Raw genomic sequence first — 16,588 nt, 5'->3', positions numbered from 1 at the left:
CCAAGTGGTGACGTCACCGCCGCATCGCCCCAGCTCAGCGGCCCTGTGGACAGGACGGCTCATCGGGCTCGGAGCAGTGCTCGCGGCGATCCTCATCGCCGCGGTGGCGATTCCGGAACTGCGCAGCGAACTTGGCGGAGAAGGCACCGAAGGAACCCTCACCGTTTCTTCATGCGAGGCACACACGAAAACGCGTTACGGCGGCGGCTCGCACCGGCGTAGCACCGAACTCCGGTTCAACTGCGCCGGAACCTGGACCGCTCAACACGGTGACCTTTCTTACGAAGACGTGGAAGTGGACACTTCATCGCGTTTCGAGACGGGTTCCAAGATCCCCGTGATACAGGTCGACGACACATTCGAACTTCCCCGGGACCGCGACCCCGGAGACGACGCCGCCGTCGTCGCGCTCTGCCTGTCCCTGCTGGCGGCGGGTGCCTACTGCCTGCTCACCGGCTTCGGCGCCCGCAACGGCCTCGGCTTCGCGGCCTCCTGGCACCGTCTGCCGGCCGCCACCGTCACCGGCCCGCTCCTGGGCGGCCTCTTCGGCCTGGGCCTCCTGGCGGCCCTGGTCTGCGCGCTCGCCCTGTGAGACCCGCCCGTACGACCGCACCTGGTCCCGATCCCGCCATCGGGACCGACCCAGCACCCGTTCCAGGACCCGCTACGGGCCCCATAGCCGCCCCGGCCATACCCACCGCACCCTGAGGAGCACCCCCATGACACAAGCACAAGCGAACTCGGCCTCATCGGGATCGTCGGGGTCATCGGGAGCTACGGGAGCCTCGGGATCGAGGAGCACAGACGGCCTCGGCCGGCTCATCGGCGTCGGCCTGCTCCTGGCCGGCGTGGTCCTCCTGGCCATGGGCGCCTACCTGGGCCCGTACACCTACGCAACATCCACTCCGGGCAAGCTGACGGTCGAGACCTGCACGGTCGACTACAAGCATCGCAGCACCAGTTCCAGCAGCTCGCGCAAGCGCACCAAGACCAAGTGGTGCTATGGCACGTTCACCGCGACGGACGGCTCCGTAAAGGACGTCAACGCCGAGTTGCGCAGCGACTCCCTGCACCAGCGGGGCGAGGTGATCGACGCCCTCGGGACGGGGGATACGTCGTACCAGCAGGACAGCGGCTGGGTCGGCTCGATCGCGCTGGGCTGCGCATGGTGGTTCGGCGCCCTGATCCCGCTCGCCCTCGGCCTCCTCTGCACCACCACCGGCTTCGCCTTCGGCGGCGCGTCCGACTTCAACCGGGCCAGGCAGGCGGTGGCACCCAGACTGCTCAGCACGGTCTACACGTTGCTCGCGGTGGGCGCGATCGGGGTCGTGCTCAGCCTGCTGGTGATGTTCTTCGCGTGACGCGGACCCCGGCGCAGCCTCTGTGAGACGAACGCCGGGTACGACCGTTCGGAACGGGCGGCGGCCCGTCAGGCGGGACGCGGAACCGCGTCGAGGTGGCTGAGCCGTACCGGAAACACGTCCGACACCTGGCTCCAGCCCTGGCCCGAGAAGTGGACCGAACACCACGAACCATCGACGAAGCCGATCTCGTGGTCACCGCCCACCACATCGCTTCGGTCCCGGATCCAGGCCACATTGCGGATGTCCGTGCCCCACCCGGCTTCGACCGGGCCTGGCTGGCCGGTGAGGGAGCGCACACGGGACACGTACACGATGTGCAGACGGCGGTCGGTCACCTGCATGACCACGAGCGCGGGGTTCGCCGGGTTCTTCGTGCGAGGGACAAGGCCGCGGGCAAGATGCCCGGCCATGCTGTTCCAGCCGCCGTGGAACGGCTTGCCCGGCTTCCTCTTCTCGCGCTCCGTGAACGCCTCGGTCAACCGCTCGAACGGACTCAAGGTGGCCGTGACAATTCTCAGGAGCCAGGCGAACGGGGTCAGCAACCAGCTTGTGAGCGCACGCCGTTCGGACGGAAGAACGCGCGGGCGACGGAAGTAGCCGGGCGAAGGCGCGCGCACGGCCAGACCGAGTATGTGCTCGGCGCGCAGCACTTCACCGGCCGGCACCGACGCCCTCGCCCGCTCAACCGTGTCACGAACGAAGTCCGCCTGCCCCATCCTGCTCACCCGAATTTTCCCCTCACAGTCCTTGCCGCGTCCGAAGGCGCGACGTCCGACGTCCGTACGCTCGCCGAGCCTTTCGGAGTCGGGACGCTGATGGTAGTCAGAACAGGCTTACACCTTCGTAGAACGCTTCCGGTCAGCGTCGTCGCTCGCAAAGAAGCCAAGGGCCCCCCACACCCCCAAGATTGCGACGATTCCCGTTGCCCAACGCCATACGCCCCGCACGTCGAAGGTCAGTAGTGCCGTGCAGGCGATGACCACCGCACTGGTTTGCAGGATCAAGGGCTCGACGAACAGCAGCCACTGTGAGCGGACGTCGAACAGCCGAAGCGGCCGGTCCCCTTGTGGAGTGGTGTCATTCCTGCTCATGGAGAGACTGCTGGCGTCTAGTTCCCGCGCCTCCTCGACCTTCATCATCCCGTGCAGGACCAACCCGTTGTCGAAGACCAACGCCGCAGGAGTCCGGCTCGGCGAGAAGCGCGTGCCACGCGCGCCCCGGCGCGCATCCCAGCACAGCCAGAGAGGCCAACCTCCCATGAGCTCGGGGAAGCCACGCCTGTCGATGTCCGCATGGAAACGGGCAACTCCGGCGTCGGTCTGAATCTCGAGGCAGGCGGGTCCTCCCATGGGCTTTCGTCCGCCTGCGGCGTAACGAATGGCGACGCGGACGTACCGCCCTCGAACAGCCATGTCCCTGTCTCCCAGACGGGAATAGGCCCGAAATGCAAATGTCGCCGACACATGGCCGACGGCACCCAGACAGCTGAGCACCCAAGCCCCGACGAACGACCAACGCAGGTACGCGGGCATGGTCTGCCCCCGCAGCGCGGCACCCAGCCTGCGCTCATCCCCGGCCACTGCACCCAGCTGCGGCTGCGAGGGCGCGTACAGGACGGACACCTTGTCCCCGACGCTCAACGGTTGATTGGTCGTCGGCTTGACCACAGCGGACACAGGCTCCTCACCTGGCGCGCCCGGCAGCCGGACGACCACTGTCGCTGTGTACGGGTCCTTGCCCCTGGACGACTTCCGCCCCACATCGCTGATCTTCTCCGCCGTCGCGAGGCCGAACTCGGCTCCTGCCCCGTGCAGACGTTCGACCCGCTCCGACCTCTGGGGCGCACCCGCCACGAGAGCGAGGATGCTCAGGAGTGCGGTGGAGCTCCCGACCACCCAGGCGAAAGCGCGCAGTTGCTGGCCTCGCCGTGAAGGAAGCACCCGCGGCAGAGCGGCCGGCTCGAGGGTTGAGTCCGACGTCTCCTCGGCCGCACGGACACACGCATCCTGGGCGACTTCACTCACCGATCTCTCGCCACCCAACGACCGTTGTCTCCAGGCGACGATCACGACGCAGACCAGCAGACCGGCGAGGCAAACCAGAATCAGAAGTCGACGCCGGTCCGGGGTCGTGCTGAACAGCCACAGGCCGAACACGGACAAGATGGCCATGAATGCCAGTCCCGCACACCATGGGCCCACCGCGGTCGAGGAGGTGCGGGGCGTACGGGCTGCCTCCACGTTCTTCGTCATCCGAAGTCCTCACGAATCCGGTCCGTGGCTGTCCTGCCGGCCCCGTCGCTGCCCCGCCCGGCAGACTTCCGCGCACCTTGGGAGCCCTCGTCCACCCCGTCGAAGCCGTCTTTCGCCGCGTTCGCTGAGACCCCTCCCGCGACCGGCGTGGACGCCCCGAACACGGCGTCCGTACCCACCTGCTGATGCTCCGGCCGATCGCCGGAGTAGGCGAAGTCGTTGTCGTTCCTCAGCCCCCGGGCCATGTCGTCAAGGCCCCTGTCGAACGCTCGAGCGCCACCGCCGAGCCCTCCGGCGGCGCCCCCTGTGATCCCCGTGACGGCGCTCTGCCGAAGGTCGAAGTCCTCGCCCTTACGCAAGGAGTCCAGGTAGTCCCCGGACATCCCACCGGCAGCGCCTCCGGCCATGCCGCTGAAGAATTCCTTACCGCCCACCGCGGTCGCCGCCCTGCCGGCGACGGTCCCGACGGTGGCACCGGTCAGCCCGCCGATCATATTCGTGCCGACCTCCCAGCCTTTGCCGCTGAACTGGCTGGTGATCATGCCCCCAGCCGTGCCACCGGCCCAGTTCAGGAGCCCCTCGGCCAGGATTCGTCGGGCCTTTCCGGAGTTGTAAAGGGTGCCGAATCTGGAACCGATCAATCGTAGGAACCGGCCGAGCCGTCCCGCAGCGTCCAGAGCCCTGGCGGCGAGCATGGTCACACGAGCTGTACCAACTGCGGCAGAGACACCCAGGGTGAGGAAGGACATTCCGACGGACACTCCGATGGAGATCCCGATCTCGACATAGATGTCCTCGATCTCCTCATTGACCTCGCGAATGCCCTTCGCGGCGTCGTCGAGACCCTTCGCAGCCTCGTCGAACGTGTCAGTGGCGCCGTTCACGGCGGCCGCGAACTCATCCCAGTGAGCTTGAAAGGCACGGGCCGCCTCGCCGCGCCAAGTGTGTCCCACCGTCGCCCGAACATCCTTGTCCAGGGCTTTCACCATGCCCTCGACCTCAGACTTCAGTAGGCGCCAGGCCTTCGCTGCGGCCTCCAGCTCCCCCGGACGTCCACCCGGCCTGACGACCTCGATGCCGAGCTCGACGATCTCTTCGCCAAGGGACTCGCCTCCGCTCACTGTTCACCGCCCGTCGACTTCCCGAAGAGGACCGCGAGCTCCTCGTCGGTGGTCTCGCTGTTCTGGTTCACCTTGCGCAGGGCGTCGGCGATCCTGTCCAAGTGCTCGTGCACGACCTTCATGGCACTCGCGACATCCGCCGAATAGGCGATGTAGGCGTTGGTGACCTCCGCAGACTCCGTCAGGACTCCGAAACCATCAGTGATGGCCTCTTCCCCCGTCTCCTCCTCGAACTTCTTGAGGTGGGCCCTCAGGTCGTATGCGTGCATCTCGAACGTGCGGGCCAGGCTTCTTCCGGCGGAGGTGTCGTAGTAGGAGGCTCCGTCGTCAGTCATCCACGGTTCTCGTTTCATGACGTGCCATGACGAACGAGGCAGACTGATCTCACGCCCGAGCCGGATTGGCGAGGGAGTACCCCTCGGTTCGCACGCTCACGACCGCGCTGCTTACTGGTCCCGGATGCGGGCTGCCCCGGTCGATCACTGGCCTTGGTGTGGCGGCATTTGGGTGTAGGGGTTCGGGGCCTGCGGTTGCGTCTGCTGTCCCGGAGAAGCCGGGTATCCCTGGTGCGGGGCCGGCGGGTACGGCCGCTGGACGGGCGGATACGTCGGCTGCTGGTAACCCGGGTGAGGCGCGTGAGGCCCAGGCCACGGCTGGCCGGGGACCGGACCGGCGTTGCGCCGGCTTCGACTCTTGGCGGCGACGACTATGGCGATCACGGCCCCTAGTACCGCTATGCCCACGACGAGGACGATGGCGCCCATGGGAAAGTCCCTTCTATATCTCGGACCGGATGCGCTGCCTGTCGTCTCTAACGACAGGTTCAGGCGGCGAGTAGCGCCGGCCAGGCACCCGTGTTGTGCCGCAGGGTGCACGGCCAGGTGCCGCGCGCCCTCAAGTTGATCTTCTGCTGGGGCGGCAGTCTATGAGCCTCGGTGCGGAGGCATCTGGGCGTAGAACCCCCAGACCGAGTTGCGACTCGACACCGTTGCTCTCTGCCGAGCTCTGGTCCGCGCGAGCAGGTATCCGATCACACAGGACGGGTCACGGCAGCACTGGGGTCACCGTCGGGCTCGAGACCCTGTAGGTGCCGCCTGACCAGACCTGCCGCTCGCCTTCGCCCTCTCACCACCGCGAGGCCGGAGGCGACGGCGAGAGCAACAGCCGCCACGTCACTGACACCAAACGTGATCACTGCCAGGGGCACGAGCGCGACCAAGACGCTTTGAAGAATCACGGAGTTGGCGTTCGTCACTACTCGGGAGGTGGGACGTAGGGCTCGTGGCTCTCCAGCGATGGGCAGCTCCCGGTGTGACGGGACGAGCGCGCTTGTCGGAAGGGGGACGGAAGCATCCGGTGACTCGAGCCATCCGCAGAGGTAGCACTGCCCGTCCAGGAGCACCACGGCATAGCCGACAGAATCCGCGTACGGGAGTTGCCGCGTAGGCGGTCGCCAAAAAACTCGGCCTCGAACGCCCACGAGCTCCTGCGCCAAGGGAACGGGGTCGACGATGTCATCGAGGTAGAAGTACAGCTCGCCGAACCCCGTGCTCGTCATGCGAATACGAGGCTTCAGGTGCTTCCTGCTCGACGCCGAGGCCGGGCGCTCATCGATTGCCACTCCCACACCTGCGACGACGATCGGGAGCTCGTGCAGCGTGCCCTGCTGCTTTGATCCGTGCAAACCAGCCACGGGATCTGACCGCCAGCGGCCGAACAGGTTCATGAACCAGCAGAACGCCAACCACCCGATGGCCAAGAACACAGTCCACAGATCGGCCCGTCCGCCGACCTCCTCCTCGAGCGACTGCCGGTCTCCGACGAACACGCCCAGTTCGGGCGACGAGGGAGCGAAGAGTACCCACACCTCTTCACCCGGAGTCGGCTTGTCCCCCGAGGTCAGAGCCACTTCGGTGATGCGTGGCCCTTGGTCGAACGGCACCGAGACCAACACTGTGGAGGTGTAGTGACCGGTGCGCTGGCTGCTCACGTACTTCGAGGACACAACCTTCTCGATCTCGGTCGTTCGCATCGCGGAGCCCGCGTCAACGATCTCCCAGGCTGCGGGCGTGGGAGACAGCGCGGCGTACGCCACGAAGAATGCCAACGCCGCCCAGGACCAGACGGCAAATCCGACCCAGCTGTTGCGCTGCTCGACCCACCAGTGCCGGCCTGCCGTCTCCCGACCGCCGGAGGCGCTGCGACGCAGGAGAAGAACTCCCACGCTGGCAGCGATCGCCGCCACTACAAGGCAGGACAAGAGATCCCACCGCGGAGGCCGAATGGCGGGCTGGATGAGTACGACGGCAACCGCCGCAGCGAGACTCAGGCCCAGCAGAGCCATACAGCGAGCCAATGCACTACATCTCGTCATCATCCGAAATCATCCTTGTAACTGGGCTGCTTGCAGCCGAACCGTCCTCGGCCGTGCGGCGACGTGTCCCAGCCCCCTCGCAAGGGGATGCCGTCCCTGTAGTGACCGGCGCCCCTGATGGCTCCAATGGCGCGACTTGGGCCAAGTAACGAGAGAGGCGCACCCACTTGAGACAACCGGGTGCGCCTCAGATCCCGCCGCCCAGGGTCTTCCTGCCTACTGCCCCTGATAAGGGGGCTGCTGGGAGTAGGGGTTCGGCTGCTGCGAGGACTGGCCGGGCGATGCCGGATACCCCTGGTTCGGACCTGGCCTGCCGTACTGCTGGTAGCCCGCGGGGGGCTGAGGCGGGTAACCCATTCCCTGAGACGGGGTCCCACCGCCTGAGCTGGAGCCACCGCTACCGCCGTTGCGGCGGCTGCGGAGTGCGGCGACGAGGATTCCGACAATGACCACCGCTGCCGCGATGCCACCGATCAGAAGAATGTTGCCGGAGGAGGACTTCTTCTTCTTTTTCTTGGCCTGGGTGTCGCTGTCGCTGTCATCCGTTCCGGCCGCTGAATTCGTCGAAGCCGACGACGACCCCTTGAGGAGCGGTCCCTGCTTGGGGCCTTTGGGGATGTCCATGGTCAGGGCAGTCCCCGGACGGGCGATGCCGTAGCCCATTTCACGGTCCGGGGCCTTCTTACCTTCATGCTGAAGGAAGGACGCAGATTTGACCAAGCGGTTGACGATTTGTCCGGCAGTCAGGTCGGGGTACTTGGATCGGAGGAGTGCGACGATGGCCGAGACGTAGGCAGTCGAGCCCGAGGTGCCATCTGCCACCACATAACCGCTCGGGCTGGTGGGATCAGCTTGAGGGGTCTCTACACCGGGCGCTGCGACTGTCACGGCGCCGGTATTGGACTTCGACCAGAAGTTCAGGCCCTGATCGACAGCAGATACGGCGACCACACCGGGGAGCGCAGCAGGATAGTTAACGGAACCGGCGTCATTCCCTGCACCAGCCACTACTACTGCGTCATGATCTTGCGCGTACTTGATCGCCTTAGCCGCCTTGGATCCGGGATAGGCCGAAGAGTCGACCAGCGACAAGTTGATTACAGTGGCGCCATGATCCACCGCGTAGCGGACACCGTCGGCCCATTCCGTCGTAGCGAGCTTATCGCCCCCAGCGCCGAAACGAATCGGCAGAATCTTTGCCCTCGGTGCAAGGCCTACGACTCCCGCGGAGTCATTCACCCCATGCCCGTGGCCAGCGATGAGGCTGGCCATGCCGGTTCCGTGCCCGTCATCATCCTTGTGCGGCTCGCCAGCGCTGGTGAAATCCTTTCCGGGCAGGACCTGACCAGTGAGATCGGGGTGACTGGCATCAACCCCCGAGTCGATCACCGCAACCGTGACGCCTTCCCCCCGAGACGTCTTCCACACTTTCTCAGCGTCATAGACGGTCAGAGGCCACTGAGCGTCTCTTACCTGATCAGCCGACGCCGTCGGCGCCAAGATGAGGAGCAAGGCTGCCGTCAGCGTTATGACCCCGGTAGTGGCTCGGGCTCGATTGACACCCATCCCCTGCTCCTTGCTCTGCGTTCGGCCACACGAGCCTGGCTCGCTGGACGAGGCTTTGCCGTCCTATCAATGATCTGCGGCATGCCGCGGCCACGGTCGTCCTCGGAATCTAGGTTTTGCCGCCCTTTGATGGGGCTCATTGCAGCCGGTTGTGCCACTCTGCATCGCCAACTCGCGGCGGCGCGCAATTCGCTATCTGACCGGTACTCAAACTTCCCGAATCCCACATGCTCGCGCCCCGGGCGTGTTTCTGCCCGGGGCGCGGGGCGAAGGGCGTTCCTTCTTGCGGGGAACTGTCAGGAGTAGGGGTTCGGGTTCTGCGGACCCTGGCCAGGGGCGGCATGGGGGTTCGGCTGGTAGCCCGGCCCCTGAGAGGGCGCGCCACCACCAGGTCCCGAGCCACCGTTGCGGCGGTTGCGGAACACCACGAAGCCGACGGCGCCGATGATCACGACTGCGGCGATGCCACCGATGAGAACAAGACTGCTGGAGGAGGACTTCTTCTTCTTTTTAGCCTGGGTCGAGGAGGCGGTTCCCTTGGATGACTGGCTGGAGACAGAGGACGACTGGAGCTGGCCAAGTGGGTTCTTTTTGGATCCGGCGGGGATGTCCATTGTGAGCGCCGAGTACGGTCGAACGATGCCGTAGCCGTACTCCTCGTCGGGCGCTTTCAATCCCTTGTGGTGGGCGAAGGTAGCCGTCTTGATCAGACGGTTGATTACCTGGCCTGCGGAAAGATTGGGGTACTTGGAGCGTACGAGGGCGGCTGCGGCGGAAACGTAAGCCGTGGCATCCGATGTGCCAGTTGACAAACTATAGTCCTGCGACCCAGTCGGATCTGCGGCCAACACCTTCACGCCGGGAGCCATGAGGGCAAGCCCTTTTCCGGTGTTGGAGCCATCCCAACGATTGGCCTTTTCGTCGATGGCGCCGACAGCGATCACGCCGGGCAGGGCGGCTGGCTCTTCGACAGCAACAGAACCGTCATTACCTGCGCTCGCAACAACGATGACGTCGTGAGCTTGCGCGTACGCAATTGCTGCACGACCGTCGCTACCTGTCCTGCTGCCATCACCGCCGAAAGATAGATTTACAACCTTCGCGCCTTGGTCGACTGCGTATCGAACCGCCGCAGCCCAAGTCTCGTCATGGTTGGCGTCCTTCTCCGTCTGGAGGGTACGCAGTGGCAGGATCTTCGCCTTCGGAGCTAGACCCATCATGCCGGAGGATCCTCCTGCGCCGTGGCCGTGCGCAGCGATAATGCTGGCCATGGAGGTGCCATGACCCATCGTGTCCTCTTGGGCGTTTCCTCCGTCGGTGAAGTCTTTGCCCTTAAGGACTTGACCTGCTAGGTCAGGGTGAGCTGCGTCGACGCCAGAGTCGACGACAGCAACCGTGACTCCCTCCCCTTGGGATTCAGCCCAAACGTCTTGTGCTGCGAATGCGTTCAAGGGCCACTGCTGCTCTCTGACGTAGTCCGCCGATGCCGTTGGGGCTGTAGTGAGGAGCAAAGCTCCTGTCAGTGTCACGACGCCCGCCGTTGACCGGACTCGCTTGAAACCCACTTCTCTGCTCCTCACTCAACACCGACTGGTTCCGCCAGTCTGCATGAGAGCGAGCCGCACGGTCCGTCCGTGCGGCTCACTCGCGCCCCTACTCGATGGTTCGCGGTACGTTGCGGTTGCGGTCTTCTTCCGAAATCCAGGTCTCCTCGTCTTCGACCAGATAGTCGGGACGGTCTCCCCGGCTGTTCTCATCCTCAGACCGGCGCCCGCTGCGACCGCCGATGCCACCGGCTCCACCCATCATGGCCCCACGCTGTGTACCACCACGGCTGCCATGGAGACCCGCACCGCCACCGGATCCCTTGCCAACAAGCCCCTTGGCGGCGCCAACAACACCGCCGCGGGCCTTCGCGAGTGCTCCCCGTCCAGCGGCGCCGGCACCGCCTCGGCCAGCCCCACCGGCTCCCGCGCCACCCATGCCGCCCATACCAGCTCGGCCTCCGGCGCCGCGCCCTGAGCCAGCACCGCCACCCATTCCAGCACGTCCACCTGGGACGCCGATGCCGCCACGTCCGGCCGCGCCGCGGCCGAGACCGCCAGCCCCACCAGTGCCCAGGATGCCCGGACCTTGAGCCCCACCGGCCCCGCCGCCCCCACTGATGTTGGGGCCACCGGTTCCGGCATTCGGTCCGGGCCCAGTCAAGCCGGGGGAGATACTGTCGATCTTCGTCTTGGCAGTCGGAAGCTGCGAGCCTCCTGTGATTCCTGGATCACGGGGCACCGCAGGCGTCGGCTTGATGCTGTTGGTTGAGCCTGCAGTCCACGGCTTATTACCGGGTACGGAGCCGCTCGGCGATGTCGCACCCCCGCTCGGAACGGTAACAGGCGGCGGGTACTCTACGTTGCCGTTGGGCTCCTTGATGTTGCCCTTCTCATCGATGAGGACTCGGTTCCTATCCAGGTTCCCTTTAACCCGGATGTACTGAGCCGCAAGATTCTCCATGACGGCAACACCGTTGAGTTGAGCCTCCCGGCTCGCCCCGATTTTGCCCTCGTTGATTTGCGCTACTTCGGCGGCGGTGAGCTTGCGATCCTTGAGATCACTCGCAACTGCTTCGCCATTGTCCCACTGCCAGTCGCTGAGGGCGTCACCGAGCTTGGCCCAGCCGCTGGGCTCCTCGATCTCGTCGAGCTGCGCCTTGAATCTGCGCAGCTGCGAGCCGGCGTCGGCCATTTGGCCGCTGTTGAGATCGGCGTGCCAGGCTGCATTCCTGATGCTCTGAGAGATTTCCCGAGCTTTCTTCTCAAAGCTGCGGGCCGCATCCCCCTCCCAGTGCTCCAAGACATTATCGACAGCCTTGTCCAGCAGACCTGCGATGCCACCGCCCTCGCCACCGGCGAGAAGCTCGTTCACCTTGCCCCAGTGACGGCCGGCTTCCTCGATGGCCCCGGGATTGGTGCCATCGAGCATCTGCTTGAGTTCTTTCAGCGAATAGTCGATGAACTGAGTCTTGGTCTGAGGACGCCCAGGGTCCGCGACACAGGTGTCATTCACGATCTCAGGCTTGGGCAGATCTTTCTCACCCATTTTGAACTCCTCCCTCTAATAGGTGATTCTCGATCGGACTACTTTGCGAACGAGCCGTTCGAGCCCCCCGTGTTACCACCCATTTGGTTCTTGTTCGCGTACTCCTGCTCGCTGTACTTGTCCTTGACCTTGGAGGTGCTCGTGCCGAACTTGTCAATCAACCCATGCAGGCTCTTGATCGCGCCCTCGAGGTCGGCCTTCATGGTCCCGTGGGCCGCATGCAGATCACCGGCCTCCTTGAAGAGGCAAGAGTTCCCGAACGCATCCATCGGGATCTCCGTGTTGTACCGCGATGTCTGCCCCGCCTTGTCCATGTCGTCCAGCAGCGTCCACAGCTTTCGGATGACCTCGTCCAACGCGCTCAGGTCAACCCGCATTCCGTTACTCATACCCCGTTGTCCTCTCCCCTGTTGTCCAAGTCCTCGGCATCCCCGGATGCCTGCTCATCGCGTGGTGCGGCTGGGTCGGCGGGAGCGCCAGTCCCGTACGGCTACGCCGCTGCCGGCGATCACCAGGGCCAGGGCGACTCCTGTGCCCAATACGTAGATGGCCGTGCGGCGTTCACGTTCCGCCTCCGTCTCACCCATCGTCACAGCCATCGGTACGACACCGCCAGACCCGGCCTTCACGGGCGGGTCCGGCTCCGGGGACGTGCTCGGGGTCGAGTCGTCCGACAGGGCCGCCACCGGGTCGACCACGCCCCAGCCGATGTAGCCGTTGGGGCCGCGGCCCGGGCGCTGGGCGGTCTCCTCGATGCGGGTGGCGATCTGGGCCGCCTTCCACTCCGGGTGCTTCTGCTTCAGCAGGGCCGCCACGCCCGCCACGTACGGCGCCGCGAAGCTCGTGCCGTCGGCGGTGCACTGGCCGCCGCCCGGGACGGTGGAGACCATGCCGACGCCGGGTGCCGCGACGTCCACGAAGTCGCCGGACTGCGAGAAGAACGCCCGCTCGTCGTTGCGGTCGGAGGCGCCGACCGCCAGGACGCCGTCGTACGCGGCCGGGTAGGTGTCGGCGAACTTGCCGTCCGCCCCGTCGTTGCCCGCCGCCGCGACGATCAGTGCGCCCTTGCCCACGGCGAAGGCCACGGCCTGGCGCAGCCCCAGGTTGTCCTCCTTGTTCGCCGTGTCCGAGGAGATGTTGATGACGTCGGCCCCGGCGGCGACGGCGGCGCGGATCGCCTGGGACATCGTCCCGGAGTCGCCCTGCTTCTCCTGCCCGCCCGTGTAGCGGTAGGAGAGGATGTCCGCGTCGGGGGCGAGCCCCACGAAGCCGGTGCCCTTCAGCGGGCGGGCGGCGATGATGCCCGCCACACGCGTCCCGTGGCCCTCGATGTCCCGGGCGGCGGAGCCGTCGACGAAGCTCTTGCCGCCGGTCACCGCTGCCGTCAGCTGCTGGTTCCGCTTGTCGACGCCCGTGTCGATCACCGCGACCTTGACGTCCTTGCCCGTGGAGTGCTCCCACAGCTGGTCCAGAAGGATCCGCTGGAGCGACCAGGGCGTGGACTTGATGACGTCGCCGCCGAACACGCACTCGGTGCTGGCCGACAGTCCGAAGTCCGGGCCGCCGTCGGCCGCCGCGGTCGGGGCGAACGGCGACGCGGTGACGCAGACCCCCGTCACCGCGAGCACGCCGAGGACCCGCTTCAGTGCGCGGGTCCCACTCGTGCGGCTACGCGAACCGGCCTTGTGGCCCTCCACGTTCAGGCCCCTCATCGTCCAGGCCCCCAGGGCTTCCTTGTGTCGACGGTGTCCCGGCCGGTGACGCGCGCGCCGCGCCGTCGGCCGGTGTGAAGATTCGGCGGATTTACCGTGTGCGGTCCGGAAGACGGTGTGAACGACCCGGAAGCAGAGGTCGGCCCAGCGGACGCCATGGCGTCGGCTGGGCCGAATCTCCTCATCCGATGTCCCCCGGCTCGCCGGCTGGCTCAGCCCCAGGTGGAGGCGTTGCTCTTCTCGGTGGCCTGGTAGTTCTCGGCGGCGCTCTGCAGGGCCGTGGAGATCTTCAGCAGGGTGGAGTGCAGGTCGGCGGCGGTCTGGTCCCACTCGCGCTGCTTGCGCTGGTAACCCTCCTGCGCCTCACCTTCCCAGGTGTTGGCGACACGCTTGACCGCGGCCTCGAGGTCGTCCAGCTGCTGCTTGATGCGGCCGGCCGTGGACTTCACATCGGTGGACGCGTTGGTGATGGTTGCGTAATTGACGAGGATCGACATCGTCATTCCCTTTCAGGAAGATTCGGAGGAAAGTCGCTGGACAGAGGGAGGAGTGAGCGGCGGCCCCGGCCGGTGGACGGCACGGCGCGCGACCGGTACGGCTCGATCAGCCGAAGTCCGACATGATCTTGCTGATCTCGGAGTTCTGCTGCTCCTCGGACGCGGAGTAGTTGCTCCGCGTGGAGTCCACGGCTTCCTTGATGTCGTTGAGGATGTCGCTCATCTTCTTCGCGTCCGCGTTCCAGCGCTCCTGCAGCTGGCGGTAGGACTGGGCAGCCTGGCCCTTCCAGCCGCCCGCGATCTGGTCGATCACTCCGTTGAGGCGGCGGATCTCGCCCTGCAGCTGACCGTTGGCGGTGCTGATGTCGCTGGAGAGCTTGGTGAGTTCGTCCTCTGTTACCCGGAACTGGCCGGCCATGTGAACCTTCCCCCATGTCGTCGTTGGTCCGGGAAACCTCAATCCGTTGCCCGGAGCTGCTTCGCACGCTTGAGCGCTGCAAACACTCTATCGTCAGCCTGTCACTCATCCACAGGCAAGGCCAATCAGTTACACGGCTCACACACTTGAGCGACGAAGCTGTGACCCGTGCGCCGTCTTGGTTCAAATGGCAATAAACGGCGGGCTGTTGGGGCCGCCTCGCCGGTTTCCCGAGCCGGCCCCGAGTCGGCCACGAGCCGGTAGGGACCAGGAGACCGGCCCCTACCCTCCGTCACTGACTCTGCGGCTGCGACGCCCCCGCAGTGTCGAGCATCGGCCCCTTGGGGATGAACGTCGCCCACGTCTGCGGCACGACCGCCGGCTGGTTGAGGTCCTCGTAGCCCAGCCGGGTGCGGGCCTTGTCGGTCTCGCTCGCGTCGCCCTGGGACGCGCCGGCGCCCGTCGACGCGGCCGGGTTCTGGGCGGCGGCCGCGCTGTCGTTGTTCTTCGGCAGGGAGTACCGCAGGCCCGTGTCCGTCAGCAGATACGTCGCCCCGCCGCCGGCGGCCGTACCGGAGACCTCCTGGAACAGCAGGCCGGAGCCGGACGAGACGTAGGCGCTCAGCGAGTCGGTGATGACCTTCTTGGGGTAGTCGGCCCCCGCCCAGGCCGCCAGGCTGGGCGTACGGCCGTCGAAGGTGCCCTTGTAGACGCTGCAGGACGTCCTGGCCGCCTCACCGGTCGTCGGGTTGGTGCTGTTGGCCTGCCGGGGCACGATCTCGGGCCAGCCCTTGTCGGCGTAGAAGCGGTCGGCGCGGCCGCCGTTGGCCTCGATGACGGCGCGGGTGTCGACCTTGAGGGCGCCGTTCTCGTCGCGAGCCACGAGCAGGGCGGCGACGAACGGCGAGACGGCGGCGACCTTGTCCTTCAGGACGATGTAGAACTGCTCGCCCTGGGCGTCGCGCGCCCGCAGCACCTGGCCGATCGTGCCGGCCTCGGCGGGGAGTCCCTGGACGGAGGTCGGGCCGCCGGCACCGGGCACGACGGGGAAGGTGATGTCCCCGCCGTCGTTCAGGGTGTTGAGCCATTCCTGGCTCACCGGCTGCGGGTCCGTGGTGGCGCTGCTGCCGGTGACGGCGGACCGCAGTTGCTCCATGGACGTCGCGTCGAGGCCGGCCTTGCCGCCCAGGAGGAAGCGGTTCCCCTTGCTGTCGACCAGGTACTCGGCCTTGGTCCTGGTGTCGGTGACGTAGAGGGCCTCGCGGGGGTCGACCTTCCCGGCGTTCTCCAGGGACTTGGCGTCGCTGTCGTCGAAGACGAAGACGGCGCGGTCGATGGCCGCCTTGGAGCCGGGCGCCGGACGCTCGCACACCGCCCAGGTCTTGGTCTTCTCGGCGTCCTCCTTGGAGGGGAGCCGGTCGGGCGCGTACGGGATGCCGATGGTCGCGCCGTGCCGGATACCGCTCTTGTCGATCTCCTTGCCGGGGACCTCGAGGACGCTTCCCTTGCCCTTGTCGAGCAGCAGCTTCGCGGAGGCGTAGTTGAGGACCGGGTGGAGGACCTTCTCCACCTTGCTGTCCTTGGGGTTCGGGTCGAGGACCACGTACCGCGTGGTGGAGTCGCTGTCGACGATGATGTGCTCGCCGGGGGTGTCCCAGCCCTTGGGAGCCGTGGGCTTGATCACTCCCCACGCGATGAAGCCGATGACCAGGACGATGCCGACGGCGAGGCTCGGCATCACCGTCCGCACGGGGCGCGGGGCGCCCTCCTCCGAGCCGCCCGGCGACGGCGCCAGGAAGGCCGCGACGGTGCGCTTGCGAGCGAACGTGTAGGCGGCGAGCTCGTCCCGACGCTTTGCCATGGTCCCCGTATCTCCCGTTTGGTGGTGCTTCGATCGCGCTCGAAAAGGCCGCAACGGCCGTGCAGGCACCTACTATGCCCTGCGGCGCCCACCGACGATCCCTCAGGTGTGGACAGCCCCCGGCATCTTCACAGAGCTTCTCCACAGGCCTCCACCACGCGGGCGCGGACCATGGCAGGCTGGTCACCTGGGGCCGGTGTGCCGTCCTCGGGTTCGGGTGTCCCCTGTGTCGCCCGGCGTGCCGCAGCGGGTACCGTGAGCCACCCGCATGGATGGTGTGGGCCGATGAAGCCCCTGGCCCGGCGCCGGGATCCGGGACAGCGGATCCCG

The 16,588-nt window shown here is 66.4% G+C and carries 15 protein-coding genes; 2 read left to right on the top strand and 13 right to left on the bottom strand.

The window, feature by feature from the left end; translation table 11 throughout:
- The first annotated feature begins 76 nt into the window (after window positions 1-76).
- Window positions 77-592, top strand: coding sequence for a hypothetical protein (locus DC008_RS35280; RefSeq protein ID WP_123954037.1), 516 nt, complete (start codon window positions 77-79; stop codon window positions 590-592).
- A gap of 127 nt (window positions 593-719) precedes the next feature.
- Entirely contained in the window at window positions 720-1,361 is a 642-nt protein-coding gene (locus DC008_RS25720; protein ID WP_123954036.1) for a hypothetical protein, read from the top strand.
- A gap of 68 nt (window positions 1,362-1,429) precedes the next feature.
- Here DC008_RS25720 and DC008_RS25715 read toward each other — a convergent pair whose 3' ends face one another.
- The 13 genes from DC008_RS25715 to eccB all read right to left on the bottom strand — a co-directional run bounded on the left by DC008_RS25715 (window position 1,430) and on the right by eccB (window position 16,258).
- Window positions 1,430-2,080: a hypothetical protein gene (locus DC008_RS25715; protein ID WP_123954035.1), complete on the bottom strand. Its 651-nt coding sequence runs from the start codon at window positions 2,078-2,080 to the stop codon at window positions 1,430-1,432.
- Window positions 2,081-2,197: 117 nt separating this feature from the next.
- A complete protein-coding gene (locus tag DC008_RS25710) occupies window positions 2,198-3,616 on the bottom strand; it encodes a hypothetical protein (protein WP_123954034.1) in 1,419 nt (472 codons plus the stop codon).
- The gene (locus DC008_RS25705) at window positions 3,613-4,737 is read right to left on the bottom strand and encodes a WXG100 family type VII secretion target (RefSeq protein ID WP_108708968.1); all 1,125 of its coding nucleotides are present in this window, start codon (window positions 4,735-4,737) and stop codon (window positions 3,613-3,615) included. The genes DC008_RS25710 and DC008_RS25705 overlap by 4 nt, the downstream gene beginning before the upstream one ends.
- Window positions 4,734-5,072: a hypothetical protein gene (locus DC008_RS25700; RefSeq protein WP_244221416.1), complete on the bottom strand. Its 339-nt coding sequence runs from the start codon at window positions 5,070-5,072 to the stop codon at window positions 4,734-4,736. Before DC008_RS25700 ends, DC008_RS25705 begins: the two co-directional genes overlap by 4 nt.
- 695 nt (window positions 5,073-5,767) lie before the next feature.
- Window positions 5,768-7,081, bottom strand: a complete 1,314-nt coding sequence (locus tag DC008_RS25690) for a hypothetical protein (RefSeq protein WP_108708966.1) — start codon at window positions 7,079-7,081, stop codon at window positions 5,768-5,770.
- Window positions 7,082-7,327: 246 nt separating this feature from the next.
- Window positions 7,328-8,677 (bottom strand): S8 family serine peptidase, encoded by a 1,350-nt coding sequence (locus tag DC008_RS25685; RefSeq protein WP_164492375.1) that lies wholly within the window; start codon window positions 8,675-8,677, stop codon window positions 7,328-7,330.
- A gap of 296 nt (window positions 8,678-8,973) precedes the next feature.
- Entirely contained in the window at window positions 8,974-10,206 is a 1,233-nt protein-coding gene (mycP, locus tag DC008_RS25680) for a type VII secretion-associated serine protease mycosin (protein ID WP_244221509.1), read from the bottom strand.
- 124 nt (window positions 10,207-10,330) lie between these two features.
- Window positions 10,331-11,770, bottom strand: a complete 1,440-nt coding sequence (locus DC008_RS35275) for a hypothetical protein (protein WP_123954033.1) — start codon at window positions 11,768-11,770, stop codon at window positions 10,331-10,333.
- Window positions 11,771-11,808: 38 nt separating this feature from the next.
- Complete coding sequence (locus DC008_RS25670) at window positions 11,809-12,147, bottom strand: hypothetical protein (RefSeq protein WP_108708963.1); 339 nt, start codon at window positions 12,145-12,147, stop codon at window positions 11,809-11,811.
- A 66-nt stretch (window positions 12,148-12,213) separates the two neighbouring features.
- Entirely contained in the window at window positions 12,214-13,482 is a 1,269-nt protein-coding gene (gene mycP, locus DC008_RS25665; protein WP_164492374.1) for a type VII secretion-associated serine protease mycosin, read from the bottom strand.
- A gap of 212 nt (window positions 13,483-13,694) precedes the next feature.
- Window positions 13,695-13,985 carry a WXG100 family type VII secretion target gene (locus DC008_RS25660; protein WP_055623213.1) on the bottom strand — a complete coding sequence of 97 codons (291 nt, stop codon included), beginning with the start codon at window positions 13,983-13,985 and terminating at the stop codon, window positions 13,695-13,697.
- A gap of 100 nt (window positions 13,986-14,085) precedes the next feature.
- Window positions 14,086-14,397, bottom strand: a complete 312-nt coding sequence (locus tag DC008_RS25655; protein ID WP_055623214.1) for a WXG100 family type VII secretion target — start codon at window positions 14,395-14,397, stop codon at window positions 14,086-14,088.
- Window positions 14,398-14,689: 292 nt separating this feature from the next.
- Window positions 14,690-16,258, bottom strand: a complete 1,569-nt coding sequence (gene eccB / locus DC008_RS25650; protein WP_108708962.1) for a type VII secretion protein EccB — start codon at window positions 16,256-16,258, stop codon at window positions 14,690-14,692.
- Between the last annotated feature and the right edge of the window lie 330 nt (window positions 16,259-16,588).

The organism is Streptomyces nigra, from assembly GCF_003074055.1.
GTDB classification, from domain to species: Bacteria; Actinomycetota; Actinomycetes; order Streptomycetales; family Streptomycetaceae; genus Streptomyces; species Streptomyces nigra.
Note: the sequence above shows the minus strand (reverse complement) of the source record. Positions and strands in the feature narration are given on the sequence as shown.

Coding starts and splice junctions, on each gene's coding strand:
- DC008_RS35275 (WP_123954033.1), bottom strand. CDS start 11,770: ATGGGTGAGAAAGATCTGCCCAAGCCTGAGATCGTGAATGACACCTGT.
- DC008_RS25700 (WP_244221416.1), bottom strand. CDS start 5,072: ATGACTGACGACGGAGCCTCCTACTACGACACCTCCGCCGGAAGAAGC.
- mycP (WP_164492374.1), bottom strand. CDS start 13,482: ATGAGGGGCCTGAACGTGGAGGGCCACAAGGCCGGTTCGCGTAGCCGC.
- DC008_RS25715 (WP_123954035.1), bottom strand. CDS start 2,080: ATGGGGCAGGCGGACTTCGTTCGTGACACGGTTGAGCGGGCGAGGGCG.
- DC008_RS25660 (WP_055623213.1), bottom strand. CDS start 13,985: ATGACGATGTCGATCCTCGTCAATTACGCAACCATCACCAACGCGTCC.
- DC008_RS25670 (WP_108708963.1), bottom strand. CDS start 12,147: ATGCGGGTTGACCTGAGCGCGTTGGACGAGGTCATCCGAAAGCTGTGG.
- DC008_RS25720 (WP_123954036.1), top strand. CDS start 720: ATGACACAAGCACAAGCGAACTCGGCCTCATCGGGATCGTCGGGGTCA.
- DC008_RS25690 (WP_108708966.1), bottom strand. CDS start 7,081: ATGGCTCTGCTGGGCCTGAGTCTCGCTGCGGCGGTTGCCGTCGTACTC.
- DC008_RS25685 (WP_164492375.1), bottom strand. CDS start 8,677: ATGGGTGTCAATCGAGCCCGAGCCACTACCGGGGTCATAACGCTGACG.
- eccB (WP_108708962.1), bottom strand. CDS start 16,258: ATGGCAAAGCGTCGGGACGAGCTCGCCGCCTACACGTTCGCTCGCAAG.
- DC008_RS25655 (WP_055623214.1), bottom strand. CDS start 14,397: ATGGCCGGCCAGTTCCGGGTAACAGAGGACGAACTCACCAAGCTCTCC.
- DC008_RS25710 (WP_123954034.1), bottom strand. CDS start 3,616: ATGACGAAGAACGTGGAGGCAGCCCGTACGCCCCGCACCTCCTCGACC.